This window comes from Streptomyces sp. NPDC002133, from assembly GCF_040296405.1.
Classification (GTDB): Bacteria; Actinomycetota; Actinomycetes; order Streptomycetales; family Streptomycetaceae; genus Streptomyces.
Genome location: NZ_JBEOXF010000031.1, coordinates 44,010 through 60,897 on the forward strand (window position 1 = coordinate 44,010; position 16,888 = coordinate 60,897).

14 protein-coding genes and 1 pseudogene are annotated in these 16,888 nt (G+C 70.6%); 2 read left to right on the forward strand and 13 right to left on the reverse strand.

The features are described 5' to 3' along the window. Window positions 1–587: 587 nt before the first annotated feature. From ABT078_RS42805 to ABT078_RS25835, 8 genes and pseudogenes are all read right to left on the reverse strand, one after another. A pseudogene (locus ABT078_RS42805) lies at window positions 588–1,349 on the reverse strand (glycoside hydrolase family 38 N-terminal domain-containing protein); the annotation flags it as partial. Further along, window positions 1,342–2,490, reverse strand: coding sequence for a Gfo/Idh/MocA family protein (locus ABT078_RS25805; RefSeq protein WP_351231606.1), 1,149 nt, complete (start codon window positions 2,488–2,490; stop codon window positions 1,342–1,344). The gene ABT078_RS25805 and the pseudogene ABT078_RS42805, both read right to left, overlap by 8 nt. Beyond that, window positions 2,491–3,381, reverse strand: a complete 891-nt coding sequence (locus ABT078_RS25810; protein ID WP_351231608.1) for a sugar phosphate isomerase/epimerase family protein — start codon at window positions 3,379–3,381, stop codon at window positions 2,491–2,493. Then, window positions 3,372–4,595 carry a CehA/McbA family metallohydrolase gene (locus ABT078_RS25815; RefSeq protein WP_351231610.1) on the reverse strand — a complete coding sequence of 408 codons (1,224 nt, stop codon included), beginning with the start codon at window positions 4,593–4,595 and terminating at the stop codon, window positions 3,372–3,374. Before ABT078_RS25815 ends, ABT078_RS25810 begins: the two co-directional genes overlap by 10 nt. After that, the gene (locus ABT078_RS25820) at window positions 4,592–5,680 is read right to left on the reverse strand and encodes an ABC transporter ATP-binding protein (RefSeq protein ID WP_351231612.1); all 1,089 of its coding nucleotides are present in this window, start codon (window positions 5,678–5,680) and stop codon (window positions 4,592–4,594) included. The genes ABT078_RS25815 and ABT078_RS25820 overlap by 4 nt, the downstream gene beginning before the upstream one ends. Further along, the gene (locus tag ABT078_RS25825) at window positions 5,680–6,579 is read right to left on the reverse strand and encodes a carbohydrate ABC transporter permease (protein ID WP_351231613.1); all 900 of its coding nucleotides are present in this window, start codon (window positions 6,577–6,579) and stop codon (window positions 5,680–5,682) included. Before ABT078_RS25825 ends, ABT078_RS25820 begins: the two co-directional genes overlap by 1 nt. Beyond that, on the reverse strand, window positions 6,576–7,556 hold the full coding sequence (locus ABT078_RS25830; protein WP_351231615.1) for a carbohydrate ABC transporter permease: 981 nt from the start codon (window positions 7,554–7,556) through the stop codon (window positions 6,576–6,578). Before ABT078_RS25830 ends, ABT078_RS25825 begins: the two co-directional genes overlap by 4 nt. Next, window positions 7,534–8,874, reverse strand: a complete 1,341-nt coding sequence (locus tag ABT078_RS25835; RefSeq protein WP_351231617.1) for an extracellular solute-binding protein — start codon at window positions 8,872–8,874, stop codon at window positions 7,534–7,536. The genes ABT078_RS25830 and ABT078_RS25835 overlap by 23 nt, the downstream gene beginning before the upstream one ends. A 145-nt stretch (window positions 8,875–9,019) precedes the next feature. Here ABT078_RS25835 and ABT078_RS25840 point away from each other — a divergent pair, with 145 nt between their 5' ends. Continuing rightward, the gene (locus tag ABT078_RS25840) at window positions 9,020–9,781 is read left to right on the forward strand and encodes a GntR family transcriptional regulator (protein ID WP_351231619.1); all 762 of its coding nucleotides are present in this window, start codon (window positions 9,020–9,022) and stop codon (window positions 9,779–9,781) included. Window positions 9,782–9,913: 132 nt separating this feature from the next. Here ABT078_RS25840 and ABT078_RS25845 read toward each other — a convergent pair whose 3' ends face one another. The 5 genes from ABT078_RS25845 to ABT078_RS25865 all read right to left on the reverse strand — a co-directional run bounded on the left by ABT078_RS25845 (window position 9,914) and on the right by ABT078_RS25865 (window position 14,075). After that, window positions 9,914–10,240: a SpoIIE family protein phosphatase gene (locus ABT078_RS25845; protein WP_351231670.1), complete on the reverse strand. Its 327-nt coding sequence runs from the start codon at window positions 10,238–10,240 to the stop codon at window positions 9,914–9,916. A 48-nt stretch (window positions 10,241–10,288) separates the two neighbouring features. Beyond that, window positions 10,289–11,056: a type I methionyl aminopeptidase gene (gene map / locus ABT078_RS25850; protein WP_351231621.1), complete on the reverse strand. Its 768-nt coding sequence runs from the start codon at window positions 11,054–11,056 to the stop codon at window positions 10,289–10,291. Window positions 11,057–11,114: 58 nt separating this feature from the next. Next, the gene (locus ABT078_RS25855) at window positions 11,115–12,365 is read right to left on the reverse strand and encodes an MFS transporter (RefSeq protein WP_502981318.1); all 1,251 of its coding nucleotides are present in this window, start codon (window positions 12,363–12,365) and stop codon (window positions 11,115–11,117) included. Between the two features lie 258 nt (window positions 12,366–12,623). Next, window positions 12,624–13,058: an ATP-binding protein gene (locus ABT078_RS25860; protein ID WP_351231672.1), complete on the reverse strand. Its 435-nt coding sequence runs from the start codon at window positions 13,056–13,058 to the stop codon at window positions 12,624–12,626. Window positions 13,059–13,205: 147 nt separating this feature from the next. Beyond that, window positions 13,206–14,075 carry an alpha/beta fold hydrolase gene (locus ABT078_RS25865; protein ID WP_351231625.1) on the reverse strand — a complete coding sequence of 290 codons (870 nt, stop codon included), beginning with the start codon at window positions 14,073–14,075 and terminating at the stop codon, window positions 13,206–13,208. Between the two features lie 934 nt (window positions 14,076–15,009). On the opposite strand from ABT078_RS25865, the gene ABT078_RS25870 reads away from it, so the two are divergent. Beyond that, the gene (locus ABT078_RS25870; RefSeq protein WP_351231627.1) at window positions 15,010–16,734 is read left to right on the forward strand and encodes an MOSC domain-containing protein; all 1,725 of its coding nucleotides are present in this window, start codon (window positions 15,010–15,012) and stop codon (window positions 16,732–16,734) included. Window positions 16,735–16,888: the final 154 nt, after the last annotated feature.

The following is a 16,888-nucleotide window of genomic DNA, read 5'->3' on the forward strand; positions in this document are numbered from 1 at the left end:
GCATCACCGGCCCGGCTCGCGGCGTCGGTCGGGTTCGCGTCGTCGTCGCTCAGCGTCCAGCCGGTGATGTGCCGCCCGTACAGCTCCGTGCCGTGCACCCGGGTCAGCGCGACCTCCGCCGGTACGCCGACGTCGTCGGCCAGCACCTCGATGCCCGGCCGGTCGGTCTCGGCGAAGACGACGCCGGTGCGCCGCCACGGCGAGGGGTTGAAGACGAGCAGCGCGTCCTGCGGGACGTCCGCGGCGCGCCGGCTGCCGATCAGGTCGCAGACGGCCTGGCCGAGCTGCTCGGCTTCCGCCATCCGGGCACCCACCTGCTGGGCGGTCTCGTCGCAGCCGCATCCGGTGACCGAGTCGTGGCCGCTGACGGCGATCAGCCGCTGCCACGCCATGTCGAGGAAGCGCTGCTCGCCGCCGTCGCCGTACAGCGCGGCCATCGGCTCTGCATACCGCTCGACGGCCCGCTCGGCGCGGCTCATCGCCTGCTTCAGATGCGGGCGCACGGAGTTGACGCCGGGGAGGATGTTGGCGCGGGCGTGGGAGCGCAGCTCGCCGTGGACGGCGGGCAGCCCGTCGGTGCTGGTGGGCAGCTCGGCGAAGAACGCGGCGAGCGTGGCCAGGCGCGTGGTGGTCCCTGTCGCCTCACCGGCCGAGGCCAGCAGGTCGGGGGCGTCCGCTTCCGGCGCGGTGTGGTCGGAGCCGTACATGCCGAGCAGCGGGCCGCCGACGGGCAGCGCCCAGGTGCCCATCCGCTCGACGAGTTCCCGCATCCGCTCGGCCACCGCGCCGCGGTCGGCGAGCAGGCCGGCGGCGTTGCCGTAGCCGCCTGCCGGCAGGTAGCGGGTGCGTACGGCGGTGCCGTCGGGGGCCGTCCACGCGAAGGTGTCGGTGGTCACGGCGCTCGGCACGCCGCGGAAGACGCACGCGTGGTCCAGCCCGGCGCCCCGCAGGATCTGCGGCATCTGCGCGATGTGGCCGAACATGTCCGGGAGGTAGCCGACGGGCATGGTGCCGCCGAGCTCGCCGGAGCGTCGGATGCCGCGCTCGAGATTGCGGACTATCTGCTCTCCGGAGCACAGGAACTCGTCCATCAGGATGTCCCACGGGCCGATGGCGAGGCGTCCGGACTTCACCAGCGCCACCACCCGCTCACGTGCCTCGGGGCGCACTTCCAGGTAGTCGTCCACGGCGGCCAGCTGCCCGTCGAGGGTGAAGCGGTGGCGCGGATCGCGCTCCATCCGGTCCAGCAGCTCGTCCAGGAGCGCCACCAGCTGCAACCGGAAGCGCTGGAAGGGCAGATACCACTCCCGGTCCCAGTGGGTGTGCGGGACGATCACGAGTTCAGGCATGTGCGGCCTCCCCGGCGGGTTCGAGGCCGTACTGTGCGGCGAGGCGCCGCACGGCCTGCTGGGCGAACGTCAGATCGGCAGCCGCGGCGCGGAGGCCGGAGAGCGGGGGCGTGCCCCGCGTGACGAGCGCGTGAAACGCCGTCAGCTGGGCCTCGAAGCCCCCCAGGGGCGAGCGGAACTCCGTACGGGTCTGCTCCTCGCACCGGCCGCTGGTCTCCGCCAGCAGGGTCGGGGCGCCCAGCAGGTACGGGGCGGGGAAGACCAGCTCGGCGGAGCCGGTCGCGTGGTGGACGGCGACCGTCTCGCGGTACGCCGGGTAGTCGGGCTGGTAGAGCCAGCGGATGCCGTAGCGGCCGCCCGCCGGCAGTGCGCCGGACAGTTCGACGGACGGCGGGTCGCCCTCGCCTGCTCCCTTCGCGGGCCACAGGGCGGCGTGGTCGACCGAGGCCGGGGCTCCGGCGAGCAGGCGTATCAGGGACAGCTCGTGGCAGATGCTGTTCATGATGATCCCGTACAGCTGCCGCAGCGGCCCGGGGGACTCGTCGCCGAGGGCGGTGCGCAGCGGTTTCTCCGCAGCGGCGCGCAGCGCGGCCAGTTCGGCCGCTGGTACGTCACCCGCGGGCGGCGGCAGTTGGGCGAAGGCCAGCTGGGATTCGGACGACGGATGGAGCACGGTGACGTCGATCGCGTGGATCGCGCCGGGCCCGCCGATCCGTTCGACGAGGGCGGCCAGGCGCTGCGCGGCGGGGTCGTACTGCTTCATGTAACCGACCATGAGCCGGTCGGTGGCGGCCTCACCGAGGGCCGCCAGCTCGTCGATCTCCTGCAGGGCGTAGCCGAGGGGCTTCTCGGCGAGTACGGCGTACCCGCGGCGCAGCGCGTCGGCGGCGGTGGGGGCGTGGGTGCCCGAGGTGAGCAGGAGCAGCGCGTCGAAACCGCCCCACTCCAGCAACGGCCCGACGTCGGTGAAGCGGCGCTCCGGCGGGATTCCGTAGCGCTGCCCGATCCGGGCGGTGAGAGCGGGCGAGACGTCGGCGACGGCGGCCAGGGTGAAACGGCCGGCGAGCCGTTCGATCAGCGGCAGATGGATGGTCTGGGCGATGGTGCCGAGGCCGGCCACCGCCACGGAGACCCTGGACATTCAGATCCCTGCCTTTCGCAGTGCCTCGCGGTTGGCCCGCTGGTCGGCGAGCAGGTCGCCGGGTGCCCGGCCCGACTCGGGGGCGTCCTGCTCGACGACGAGCCAGCCGGTGTAGCCGGTCTCGCGCAGGACGGCCACCACGCCGGCGGGGTCGATCTCGCCCTCGCCCAGCGGAGGGAACGCGCCGTCGCGCACCGCCTGGGCGAAGTCACCACCCGCCGCGACGGTGCCCTCCAGGCGCTCGCGCGAGGCGTCCTTGATGTGCACCTGCTTGATCCGCGGCGCCCAGTCGCGCAGCGCGGCGAGGGGGTCGCCGCCCGCCAGGTGGAGGTGGCCGGTGTCCAGGCACAACGAGACGTCGGTGGCCTCCAGCAGCCGTTCGACCTCGTCGGCGCTTTCGACGTCGGTGCCCAGATGGTGGTGGAACACCGGCTCCAGACCGCGCTCGCGGCACCGGTCCGCGGCGCGCTGCACCCGGGCGGCGAAGCTTGCCCGGTCGGCGACGGTGCCGTGGGCGCGCCCGGGGCGGGCGCAGCGCTCGGGGTTGTCGGGGCAGGCGAGGGTGGGGCGCGGGGCGAAGCGGGGGTCGGCGACGGGGACGCCGGCAAAGACGTCCAGGGCGGCATCGAGGCCGGGCAGGTCGGCGGTGAAGCCGTCCTCGTCTCCGTAGCGCAGATCGATCCAGCCGCCGGCCAGTGCGAGGCCGGCGTGGGCGAGGTGCCCGGTCAGTGTGTCGGCGGTGCCGAGATAGCCGATGGGCCCGGAGTCGATGCCGTCGTATCCGGCCCTGGCCACTTCGGTCAGCAGCTCGGTGGCGGTGAGCGGCGCGCGGTCGGCACGGTAGATACCGAAGTTGACCGGCGCGTTCGCCACCTTGATGGTCACTGGCACAGTGCGATCACCTCGTTCTCGTGGCTCTCCAGGCGGTACGGGCCGTCGCCGCCGGGCAGGGTGGTGCGGTCGCCGTGCACAACCTCGCGCCGCCCGTCGGGGCGCACCAGGACGGTGCCCTCGGCGCCGAGCAGCATCAGTTCGTCCCCGAGCCGCAGCAGCAGTGGGGCGTCGGGGCCGGCGGACACCGCGGTGCGTCCGGCGGCCAGGGCGGTCAGCAGCGCGGAGGGGCTGTCGTCCTCGGCGAGCAGCCATGTGGTGGGTGAGCCGGGCACCCCGTCGCTGCCCTCGCGGTGGAAGTCGCTGCCCCCGATGGCGATGACGTCGGGCCGCCAGGCCTGTGCCCAGGACAGCGGCGCGCCCCAGCGGCGGTCGAACCAGCCGGAGTGCCAGATCTCGGCATGCCGGGGACGGTCGGCGAGGGGCAGCCGCCAGGCGCAGTCGCCGCCCAGCGGATGGTTGACGGACATCACGCCGCCGTGCGTGCGGGCGTGCTCGTACCAGGAGTCGGCGGGCCCCCGGAAGTCCACCCAGCCGGTGTCGCCGAAGACATTGGCGTGGCCGTCGTCGCGGGTGACCTCCTGGCCGGGCAGCAGACTGATGCCGTAGTGGGCCCCGGCGGCGGGCAGTTCGGGGTGGTGGCTGACGGTGTTGTGGTCGGTGACGGCGAGGAAGTCCAGACCCTGGCCGCAGGCGAGCGCCGCCAGCTCGGGGACGTTCAGCGCGCCGTCGCTGTGCACGGTGTGGCTGTGGAAGTCGCCGGCGTACCACCGCATCCCGTCGAGTTCCGGGATGTCCCGGCGTGCGTGCGCGGCAGGCCGCGGGACCGGATCCGGTCCCGCCGGGGCGGGCGGGGCTGCCGGGAGTGCACCGAGCGGCCTCACGCGCACTTCGTAGTCGAGTCCGCCCGGCGGGATGCGGTGCAGCCGCAGCAGCACGTTCCACTCCCCCGGCTCCAGCTCGCCGGGGAGGTAACCCGGCGTCGCCCAGTCCGCGGTGACTGTGTACGTCTCCCGTGCACCGCCCGACCAGCCACGGAAACCCGCCGCGCCCAGACAGCCGAGGTCCAGGACCCCCTGGGTGCGGTCGAACTCCAGCTCGACGGTGATGCCCGCGGTGCCGGGAGCCACCTCGAACGGCAGCTTCCGGAGCATCGCGTCGAGCCGGTCCTGCAGCGACCAGCGGCCCCGGTGGACGGCGGTGGCGCCCCTCACCCGGCCGCCCCGGCGCCCGTGGTGACCAGGTCGCCGTTCCGGTAGAGCAGCACGCGGTCCGCGCGCGGCAGGGCCCAGCCCCGGTCGCCCGCGGCCAGCGCGGTGTCCTCGTCGACGACCACCTGGATGTAGGCCCCCTCGCCGGACAGCGTGACCAGCTGCGCGCTGCCCAGGTTCTCGACCACGGTGACCTCGCCGGACAGCGCTCCCTCGGCCGGCTCCGAGGAGTAGGCCAGGTACTCCGGCCGGACGCCGAGGACCAGCTTCTCCCCGACGGTCAGCGCGCCGGCGAACCCGGCGGGCACCGGCAGCACCGCGTCACCGATCTCCAGGCCCTGCTCCGCCACCACGGTGTCCAGCAGGTTCATCGGAGTGGAGCCGATGAAGGAGGCCACGAAGGTGTTGGCCGGGCGGTGGAACACCTCCTTGGGCGTGCCGAGCTGGCGGATGCGGCCGCCCTCCATCACCGCGATCCGGTCGGCGAGTGCGAGCGCCTCCGCCTGGTCGTGGGTGACGAACACCGTCGTCACGCCGAGCTCGCGCTGCAGCCGCTTGAGGAACGTACGGGCCTCCAGCCGCATCCGCGCGTCCAGGTTGGACAGCGGCTCGTCGAACAGGAAGACCTGCGGGTGGCAGGCCATCGCGCGGGCCAGCGCCACGCGCTGCTGCTGGCCGCCGGACAGCTGTCCCGGCCGGCGCAGCAGATAGTCCGTCAAGCCCAGCTCGGCGGCCGTCTCGGCGGCCTTCCCGGCGCGCTCGGCGGTGGGCACCTTCTTGATCCGCAGCGGGTAGGCGATGTTGTCGGTGACCGTCATGTGCGGGAAGAGCGCGTAGTCCTGGAAGACCATCGCGACGTCGCGCCGCCCGGGGGCGAGGACGGTCACGTCCCGGTCGCCGATGTGGATCGTGCCGCCGCTGGACGCCTCCAGACCCGCGATGGTGCGCAGCAGTGTGGTTTTGCCGCAGCCGGACGGACCGAGCAGTGCGAAGAACTCGCCGTCCTCGACGGTCAGGTCGACCGAGTCCAGGGCGCGGACCCCGCCGGGGTAGACCTTCACGAGCTCGCTCATGGTGATGGATGCCATCAGCGCTTGATACCTCCGTGGAACCGGAATCCGTACCGGGAGCTGACGAACAGGAACATCAGGATCACCGGAAGCGAATAGAGCAGGGAGAAGGTGGAGATGAGCGCGAGGTTCGGCTGTCCGCCCTCGGTGTAGAACGTGTACATCACGACGGCGGCCGGGGACTTCTCCGGCGTACGCAGCAGCAGGAACGGGACGAGGAAGTTGCCCCACACCTGGGCCACGGCCCAGACGGCGATGGTCGCGAGGCCCGGGCGCACCATCGGCACCACGATGTGCCGCACGATCTGCAGCGGCGAGGCACCGAACACGCGGGCCGACTCCTCGTACGACACGGGCGTGCCGTCCATGAAGTCCTTCAGGATGAAGATGGCACTGGGCAGCAGGCCGCCGGTCATGACGAGGACGACGCCGAGCTGGGAGTCGATCAGGTGCAGTTCGAAGGCCAGGTTGAACAGCGGCACCATGGCCGCCGTCCCGGTCACGATCGAGGACAGCAGAAGCATTGCGTACAGCAGCACGTCGCGTCCCGGCAGCCGCACCCGGCTCAGCGCGTAGGCGGCCAGGGCCGCGAGGACGACTGTCAAGGCGCCGGTACCGGCCGCCAGCACCACAGAGTTGCCGAGCGACGTGAGCGCGTACGGGTTGTCCGCGAGCACCTGGAAGTTGCGCAGAGTGAAGTCCGGCAGCGAGGCGGTGATGCTCGGGGCCTCGTCGAACGGGGCGCACGCCAGCCACAGCAGGGGCAGCGCGAAGAACGCGATCAGCAGGCACACGAAGGTGTAGAAGCCGACGGTGGCGGCCGCGCGCCGGGCCTGGAGCAGGCCGGCCGCGTGCTCCGCGCCCCGCGCCGCGCGCTCCTTGCCGCCCGGCCGAAGGGCGGTTTCGGTGGAGGTCATGCGGTCTCGTCCTTCCGCTGCCTGAGCATCCGCACGTAGAACAGAGCGATCACCAGGTTGAACAGCAGCATCAGTACCGAGATCGCCGCGCCGAAGCCGAGTTCGCCGCTGTTGAGCGCGAGCTTGTAGATGAACACCGGCATGATCTCGGTCTTGTCCTCGGGACCGCCCGCGGTGAGCAGGAACGGGGTGAAGTCGTTGAAGGTCCAGAGGCTGATGAGCAGCAGGTTGGTCAGGATGTGCCCCTTGATCCGTGGGAGCACCACGTCGCGCAGCTGCTGCCAGGTCGAGGCACCGGCCAGCCGCGCCGACTCCATGTGCGACGGCGGCACGTTCCCGAGGGCGGCCGCGTAGAGCATCATCGAGAAGGCGGCGCCCCGCCAGATGTTGAACACGATGATCGACGCCATCGGGTACTCGAGCAGCCAGCCCGTTCCGGGCGTGTGCAGCAGCGCGTTGAGCGAGCCGCCGTCCCGGTCGAGCAGCGCGATCCACAGGAACGTGACGACCGAGCTGGGCAGCACCCACGCCAGCAGCGCCAGGGCCTCGACGAGCCGCCGCAGCGCCCCGCGCCGCTCGCGCATCGTCCAGGCGATCGCGAAGCCGAGCAGGGACTGGCCGATGACGGCCGAGCCCAGGACGAACTCCACGGTCAGCCAGAGCGAGTTGCCGAACCGGTCGTCGCTCAGCGCGGCGGTCATGTTGTCGAGACCGACGAACTGCGGGTCGGCGGCGGCCAGTCCGGTCAGCCGGTAGTCCGTGAGGCCCAGGTAGATGGTCCACAGCGCCGGGAAGAGCAGGAAGGCCGCGATCAGCAGCAGGGAGGGGACGACGAAGGCCGCGGCGCGGGCCCGGCCCAGGCCGGCGGCATCGCCGCCGGCCCGGACGGGGGCGGAAGGGGCGCCTGCGGTCAGGCGCCCCTCCGGGTCCTTGCTCGGCGCGCCGGCGTCGAGCTCAGGACTTGATGTTGCCGGCACCGCCCACTGCCCCTTCCAGCTTCTTCTGGTAGTCGTTGGCGGCCGCCTGGGGGTCCTTGCCGTCGACGACCGCCGCGGTGGCCTCCTGCAGCGCCGTGGAGACCTGCGTGTACGCGGCCAGCGGCGGGCGGTAGGAGGTCAGCGGGAGGATCTCCTTGGAGATGAAGCCGAGCATCGGGTCGCCCGCCAGTACCTCGTTGTTCACATCGGTGCGGGCGGTGATCCGGGCTTCGCCGGCCAGCTGCTGCTTGATGGACTCGGCGGAGTTCATGAAGGCCATGAGCTCGAAAGCGAGGTCCTTGTTCCTGCTCGCGGGGTTGATCGTCTGCACACCGCCGCCGGAGTACGAGACGAAGTCCTGCCCGTTCACGCCCCGGCCGGGAGCCGTCGCCGGGATCTTGGCGTAGCCCACGGCCTTGTCGCGGTCAGCCATCGGCGCGACGCCGTCCTTGGGGTTGATGACGCTGCGCCAGAAGTAGTCGCCCTCCAGCAGCATGCCGATCTTGCCGTCGGCGAACTCCTGGAAGGACTTGTCCCGACCCTGGGCCTCCTTCTGCAGCAGCGGGTCGCCCAGCTTCTGGGAGTAGACCTTCTGGTAGAGGCCGAGGACCTCCTTGACGCCCGCGCTCGCGCCCGTCCACTTGCCGTCCGCCCAGACCGGCTCACCGGTGCCGGCCAGCAGCGGCAGGACTCCCTGCATGGTCGTGGCCTCGCCCATGGCGGTGCCGGCATTCAGCTGGATCGGGGTGACGCCGTCCTGCGACTTCAGCTTCTCGCCGGCCGCGAGGATCTCGTCCCAGCTGGTGGGCTGCCAGTTCTCTGGCAGGCCCGCCTTCTTGAACAGCTCCTTGTTGTAGTAGATCACCCGCCCGTCGGTGCCGCCGGGGATGCCGTAGCGCTTGCCGTCGAAGGAGGCCAGCTGCTGCACCGCCTCGGGGATCTGCTTCCAGCCGTCCCAGTCGCCAGAGGTCTTGACAACGCTGTCGAGTGGCTTGATGTAGCCCGCCTCGGCGAACTCTCCGACCCAGATGCCGTCGAGGTCGAACACGTCGGGGCCGGACCCCGACTGCAGGTCGAGGGCCAGTTTGGTCTTGTACTGCTCGTCCTCCACGCCGCTCGGCTGGAACGTGACCTTCACGTCGACGCCCTTGGCCTTCTGGGCCTTGACGAACTGCGGAATGACCCACTTCTGGATCCAGTCCGCCTGTGCGGCGTTCTTGCCGCCCGAGATCGCGTTGGCCGAGATCTTCAGCGTGTTGGAGGAACTCGAGTCGCCTCCCGAGTCGCCACACGCGACAAGGAAGAACGAAAGGGACATGGCACCAGTGAGCGCCATTGCACGTCTGGTCAGCACATTCATGGGTCTCCCTCGGTCAAGTGCCCCTGGAGGTTTCCACGAGGACAGGACGACGTGAAGATCTGATGTCTTAACATTTGAGTAACGCGCCACTAGAGTGCGGCACATGACAAGCGAGAGAGCCGAACCCGGAGACCTGCTGCTGGGTGTGGATCGCTCCAGCCCCGTTCCGCTCTACTTCCAGCTGTCACAGCAGCTCGAGGCAGCTGTCGAACAGGGCCGGCTGCAGCCCGGCTCGCTGCTGGGCAGCGAGATCGAACTCGCCGCCCGGCTGCGCCTGTCCAGGCCCACGGTCCGGACAGCGATCCAGGCTCTCGTGGACAAGGGCCTGCTCGTACGACGCCGCGGCGTGGGTACCCAGGTCGTGCACAGTCAGGTCAAACGCCCGCTGGAGCTCAGCAGCCTGTACGACGACCTGGAGGCGGCCGGGCAGCGTCCCGCGACGCGGGTGCTCGGCATACGAACGGTCGAGGCGAGCGCGGAGGTCGCGGCGGCACTCAGGATCCCGGAGGGCGCCGACGTCACCATGGTGGAGCGCCTCCGGCTCGCGCACGGCGAGCCGCTGGCCGTCATGCGCAACCACTTGCCCGGAGGGCTACTGGACGCGCGCGGCGAGGAGTTGGAGAAGACCGGCCTCTACCGGCTGATGCGCGGCGCGGGGATCACCTTGCACAGCGCCCGTCAGACGATCGGCGCCCGCGTGGCCGCCGCCGAGGAGGGCGCGCTGCTGGAGGAGCCGGAGGGCGCACCGCTGCTCAGCATGCAGCGCATCTCCTACGACGTGACGGGGCGCGTGGTGGAGTACGCCAGCCATCTCTACCGGGCGTCGCGGTACAGCTTCGAGTTGCATCTGCTCGTTCGTCCATGAGGAGCGAAGGGCCGGGCGACGAGGCCGCAGAAGGGCTCCGCGAGCCGCCCCGCGAGCTGATCAACGGGCTTCCGCCGGGCTGCGCGGCCCAGGCCGAGCCCGTTCCGCGCGTCCAAGGCCTGAAAGGCCCCCTCATGCCGCCCTGGTGACTCGGGCGAGGACGAGGACCGTGTCGTCGTGCGGAGGGCCTGGCAGCAGCCGGGCGAGAATGCGGTCGGCGGCGTCCTCCAAAGGTCCCGAGACATCTGCCAGTTCGGCGCGGAGCCGGGCCGCGCCCTGGTCGATGTCCCGGCCGTGCGCTTCGATGAGACCGTCGGTGTACGGGGCGAGAACGGCGCCCTCGGGCAGATCCACCTCGGTCGTCTCGAAGGGATGCCCGCCCACCCCGAGCGGCACGCCCAGAACGTCGTCGACCGCCTCGATCCTGCCGCCGCCGGTCCCAGCAGGGCTCGGGACCAGGCCGGGGGCACCTGCCTTGGCCTTCGTGCCGAATGGGCGGCACGCACGTCAAGGCAGAGTCAGAATGCGCGGGCCCTGGTCGGTGATGGCGACGGTGTGCTCGATGTGGGCCGCCCGACTGCCGTCGGTGGTGCGCAGGGTCCAGCCGTCGGTGCCGGTGCGGTAGGCGTTCTGCCCGCCGGCCATGAGCATGGGCTCGAGGGCGAGGACCAGGCCGTGACGGAGGGGGAAACCACGACCGGGGCGGCCGCGGTTGGGGACATGAGGGTCTTCATGCATGCGGCGGCCAATGCCGTGACCGCCGAAGTCGGCGGGCATGCCGCAGCCCGCCTTGCGGGCGACGGTGTCGATGGCGTGGGAGATGTCGCCGAGGCGGCTGCCGACCTGAGCGGCAGCGATGCCGGCGTCGAGGGCCTGTTGGGTGGCGTCGATCAGGTCGAGGTCCGTGGGGCGCGGAGTTCCGACGGTGAAGGTGATGGCCGCGTCACCGGCCCAGCCGTCGAGCTGGGCGCCACAGTCGATACTCACCAGGTCGCCGTCCCGCAGCCGGTAGCCGGTGGGGATGCCGTGCGACACGGCGTCGTTGACAGAGGTGCAGATCACCGCGGGGAAGGGGACCGGGGCGAAGGACGGCTGGTACCCGAGGAATGGGGAACCGGCCCCCGCCTCGGCCAGAACCGCGCGGGCCACCTCGTCGAGTTCCTGCAAGGACACCCCGACGCCGGCTGCTTCTTGCACTGCGGCCAGGGCGCGGGCCACCACGCGCCCGGCTTCCCGCATCGCGTCCATCGCGGCATCGGTCTTGATCTCCACCATGTGCTGTAACTCCCCGCCTCAATAGGGCCCAATACTTATACCGGTATTAGTATCACGGTCATCGTGAGGACTCCTTTGACTCCATGGGATCGGGAAGCGCCCGTCCCAGGCGTGCGAGCGGGGACAAGGCCATCAGCACTGGGGACAGCATCATGCCTGCGGCCGTCACCAGGAGGCTGGCGCGCAATCCCCACTCCTCCGCGAGGAATCCCCCGAGTAGCGAGCCGAGTGGGGTCAGCCCCATGCCGACAAAAGTGATTGTCGCGGCCGTACGCCCTTGCATCCCGTCCGGAGTGACGGCCTGCCGGACGGCCATGACCGTGACATTCACCAACTGGCCGCCAGTCCCGAACACGAAACTGACCGCAAGGAGCACGGGAACCGTCACCGCAGAGGAGCCGTGCAGCGCGGGCACACACAGGAACGCGCCGTCGGCGAGTGCTGCCGCGGACACGAGCACCGCACCATAACCGAACCGGCGCGGCAGGCGCGCGGCCAGCACCGAGCCCAGGAGTGCGCCCGGCCCCGTCGCCGCGAGCGCCAGCCCGACGGCGGTGCCCGACAGGTGCAGTTCCCGCGGCAGGAAGAGCAGATAGACGGTCATCATGGCCGCGAAAGAGAACTGGAAGGCGGCCGAGGCGAGGCACACGGTCCGCAGCGAGGTATCACTGACGACGAAACGGAGGCCCTCATGAATCCGCCGCCATATGCGAGGCGGACGTTCCGAGCGCTCCGGGATCGATTCGCGGTGACAAATCCGTCGGATCGACAGGAACGACAGCGCGAAGAACAGTGCGCTGAAGGCGGCAGCGATCGGCGCCGACAGTAGTGTCACCAACGCACCGCCGAGGGCGGGACCGCCGATCTGCGCCGCGGACCGGCTGCCCTCGAGCGCGCTGTTGCCCCGCACCAACTGATCGCGTTTCACCAGCCGTACGAGAGACGCCTGGTATGCCACGTCGAAGAACACGGACAGGGCCCCGACGGCAAAGGCGACGACGAACAGCGCCGGCAGGCCGAGCCAACCGAGGAAGCCGGCCACGGCGGCGGCGCCCAGTGCCAGGGTCCGGCCGACGTCCGTCAGCACCATCACCGTGCGGGCCCGCCACCCGTCCACCCACGCGCCGGCGAAGAGCGAGAGCATCAGGATCGGCGCCTGCCCCACCGCGCGCAGGACGCCCAATTGGCCGGCACCGGCGTTGAGCGTCAGGACGGCGAAGAGCGGCAGAACCACCAGACTTGCATGTTCGCCGAGTTGCGAGGCCGTCTGCCCCACCCAGAGTCGGCGGAAGTCGCCGTCCCGCCACAGACTTGACGGAACAGGTCGACTGGAATCGGATACAGCGGAGGAAGCGGACGGCACGGGGATCCCTTGGATTGCCGACAACGAGGCCCGTCACCCGGCGCACAACAGGCGCACCGATGGCTCAGGCATGGGAAGGCTCGCTGTGCCGCAACATCAAGGGCAGCACGCGATGACAGGCCGATCACGGCCTACGACGTCAACGCGCGCTCGGACGACCGATCATGTCTTTGCTCCTCGTGGGTCACTCGCCGAACCTGAACACTAGCCTTCGGCGGCCAGGCATGTCTTGGGTGCGTCGAGACCGCACCCCGGGGGTGCGAGTGGGTTGTTGGGTCCCCGTTCAGGGCCTGCAGGAGCAGCGGGACATCCGGGCCTCGGGCCGGCGGAGGCAGGTCCAGACGACTTTCCGGCCGTCGACGCCCCCGGCCTCAACTCCCCAGTCGTCGGGGAGCTCCTGGACGATGCGCATGCCTCGGCCGGCCTCCCCGATCGTGGAGGGGGCGGGATACGGACCCTGGAGCGGCGTGCGCTGTCATGGACTTCGAGGTGAAGGCAGTCGGTGTGCCGGATGAGACGGACCAGGTGGTTGCGTCCGTCCGGGCTGTCGTGCCGGACAGCGTTGCCGGCGAGTTCCGGGACGCATGCCCGGATGTCGTCGCGACGTAGGCACCCACCCCAGGACTCAAGGACCTGCATCGCGAAGGCGCGGGCGGTGCGCACGGTCCGAGGGGTGGGAGTGAAGGCGTGCCCGGTGAGGTATTGCACGGCGGGTCCCTTGCCGGGTGCGGCGGAAAGGCTTGTGCCGTACGTCGCCGCCGCGGCCGCCGCATCGGCCCTCGGCCGTCAGGCGAGGACGCGGCCGAGGAAGTCGCGGATGTGCTCGGTGACGGCCGGGAGGTGGCTCTCGAGGGCGAAGTGCCCGGACTCGAGCAGGTGGATCTCGGCGTTGGGCAGGTCCCGGCTGAATGCCTCGGCGCCTGCGGGGCCGAAGATCTCGTCGTTGGCACCCCAGACCGCCAGCAGCGGGACCTGTGAGTCGCGGAAGTACTGGTGGACCTGCGGGTAGAGGTCCACATTGGTGGGGTAGTCGCGGAAGAGCTTGAGCTGGATCTCGTCGTTGCCCGGCCGGTCCAGCAGTGCCTGGTCGTGGACCCAGTTGTCGGGGCTGACCAGGCTGGGGTCGGCGACTCCGTTGAGGTACTGCCAGCGGGTGACCTCGGCGGTCAGGGCGCCGCGCATGGGGGCTTCGGTGTCCGGGCCCGGCGCCTGGGCGTAGGCGAACACTCCGTCCCAGAAGGGCTTGACGAAGCCTTCGGCGTAGGCGTTGCCGTTCTGGGTGATGATCGCGGTGATGCGGTCCGGGTCCTGCAGCGCCAGCCGCCAACCGATGGGGGCGCCGTAGTCCTGCATGTACATCGCGAACCGGTCGACACCCAGGTGCTCCAGCAGACCGGACGTGACCTGGGTGAGGGCCTCGAAGGTGTACGGGAAGTCCTGCAGCGCGGGCATCGCCGACTGACCGAACCCGATGTGGTCGGGGGCGATGACGTGGTACCGATCGGCGAGCGCCGGGATCAGGTGGCGGAACATGTGCGAGCTGGTGGGGAAACCGTGGAGGAGCACCACGGTGGGTGCCTGGGGTTCGCCGGCCTCCCGGTAGAAGACCTCGAGCCCATTGACGGTGGCGGTGCGGTGGTGAACTGCGGGGACCATGCCTCTAACCTCTCTACAAGCATTGGCCGGTTATACGGCCAGTCGACCACACTCAATCCAACCTGTCAAATGACTCAGACTGGTTAGATCGAGGGGATTCGAGGCGCCGTCGCCGGGCCAGGTCGGGATGCACTCCCCGCCGCCCATGAGGCGGCTTCCAGGGCGGGAACGGGGCCGGTGGCCCGGCTCCAGCCTCCGCTCACGAACGGGCGCGTACCACTGCAGCCGCCGGCGCACCCGGCCGGCCGATCCCGGCCACGTCCGCCTCGCGCGCCGCCCGTGCCGCACCGCCGGGCTTCACGAGCCTCCGGGATCAACGGGCCGGCGGCGACCGGGCACCGACCCGGCACCGGCGAAGCCGCGGGCCCCGAGGCCTGCGCGGCACGGGCCCGAGACGCCGCGAACCTCGGGCCTCGCACCGACGTACGGCGCGACGCAGGACGCAGGACGCAGAACCCCCTCTCGGGCATCGACCGGAAGCAGGTCACTCGACCTTCGCACGCAGCCTCAAGGGCCGCGCGGTGTGCACCCCGCGGCGCGCATCATGTCCGCCTCCGCCGGAGACCGGCCGGCCGGTCTCCCCACCTGCGGCTGCCGCCAGGCACAACAGCTCCTGCCGCCACCCTGGAGTGCATCGACGTTGCCCTGGCGCGCGATCACGGGTCCGGCCCCTCCCGTTGCGACTGCCGCCCGCCCGGCAGGCGCTCCGCGGACCCATGCGCGATATGAAGGATGAGCCGAAGAGACACGAATAGCTCCACCCGATTTCCATGCCCGTCTCGATCATTCGGAAATCTCGGCCAATGCCTCAGAAGATTCATGATCGCGAGATAGCGGCGGCAACGGCCAAGAACTAGGCTCGGCCGCAGCACGCTACGACCTCGGCGGCGTAAGGGGCCCGGCCCGCGTCGGCCACCCACACAGGAGAATCGCAATGGCGACGCTGCTGTCCGTCAACGTAGGAATGCCCAGAGACGTCTCCTGGCAGGGAAGAACCGTCCACACCGGCGTGTGGAAGGCCCCCGTGCAGGGTCCCCGGATGGTGCGGCGGCTGAACATCGACGGCGACGGTCAAGGAGACCTGGCCGGGCACGGGGGCGAGATGCGCGCCATCCTCGTCTACCAGCTGCAGTCCTATCACTACTGGCAAAAGCAGCTCGGCCGGGACGACCTGACCTTCGGCATCTTCGGGGAGAACTTCACCGTCGACGGGCTGCCCGACGACGCAGTGTGCATCGGTGACCGCTACCGCATCGGCGAAGCCGAATTCGAAGTCACCCAACCCCGCGTCACCTGCTACCGCGTCGGCATGCGCCTGGGCGAACCCGCCATGGCCTCCCTTCTGGTCGCCCACCACCGCCCCGGCTTCTACCTGCGCGTCATCACCGAGGGACACGTCCGAGCCGGCGACGAGATCGCCCTCACCCGCAAGGGCCCGGAAGAACTCACGGTCGCCGACACCGACGCGCTGCTCTACCTCCCCGACCGCGACCCCGCCAAGCTGCGCAAGGCACTGAACATCCCCGCCCTCAGCCCTGGTTGGCAGCAGTCCTTCCGCGAACTCGCGAGCGGCCGGCAGCCGACACAGGAACCGGAGTGGCCCGGCTTCAAGACGTTGCGCGTAGCCCGCATCGTCCCCGAGACCCCCACCGTCTCCTCGATCTACCTCGAGCCCACCGACGGCACGCCGCTGCCCGAGGCCCGCCCCGGCCAGTACCTGTCCATCCGCCTCACCACGAATCACGCAGCCCCCACGGTGCGCAGCTACTCCCTGTCCTCCGCACCCGGTGCCGGTACCTACTACCGCATCAGCGTGAAGCACGAGCCCCACGGGCAGGTCAGCAGCTACCTCCACACCAGCGTCCACCCCGGGGATCTCGTGGAGGTCGCAAGCCCCCGCGGCACCTTCGTCCTTGAAGACGGCATCCGCCCCGTCGTTCTGATCTCCGCAGGAATCGGCGCCACCCCCGTGCTGGCCATGCTCCACCGCCTCACCTCTGCACGGGACCCACGGCCGGTATGGTGGATCCACACCGCCCGCGACCGCACCCACCACGCCTTCGCGGACGAAACCCACGCGCTCGTGGCGAAGCTCCCCAACGCCCGCGAGTACATCGCCTACACCGCACCCGACGAACCCGCCCCGCATGCCGACGAGCCCCACATCAGTCAGGGGCGTCTGACCGCCCACTCACTGGCCGCCATGGGCGTTCCCCCTGACGCCGACGCCTACGTCTGCGGTCCGCCCGCCTTCATGGACAACCTCGGCCGCTACCTGCGCGATCACGGCCTGAGCCCCGAGCAGATCCACACCGAAGCTTTCAGCGCTCTCCCCGCCATCAACCCCGGCATCACACCGACCACCACGGTCAGACCGCACCAGCCACCTGGTCCCACAGGCACCGGCCCGCTCGTCACCTTCGCCCGCAGCGGCGTCGCCACCCGCTGGTCGGCCGCCCGCGCATCACTCCTCGAACTCGCCGAGGCCTGCGACATTCCGACGCGCTGGTCGTGCCGCACGGGCGTCTGTCACACGTGCATCACCACCCTCGTCTCGGGCGACATCACCTACACCCCCCAACCCCTCGAGCCCCCCGAGCCCGGCACCATCCTGGCGTGCTGCAGCCAACCGACCACCGAAGTCGTCCTCGACCTCTAGCGTTCTACGCCGGACAGCCCGCATGTCCATGGGGCACGATCAGCTCAGTACCCGGCCACCCAACCAAGCTCGCGTCCAGCCCCATCGCGTTCGCACCACCGTGCTGCTGAAGGCACGTCATCGTTCATGGTGCGGCTCACCGCACTCAACGCGG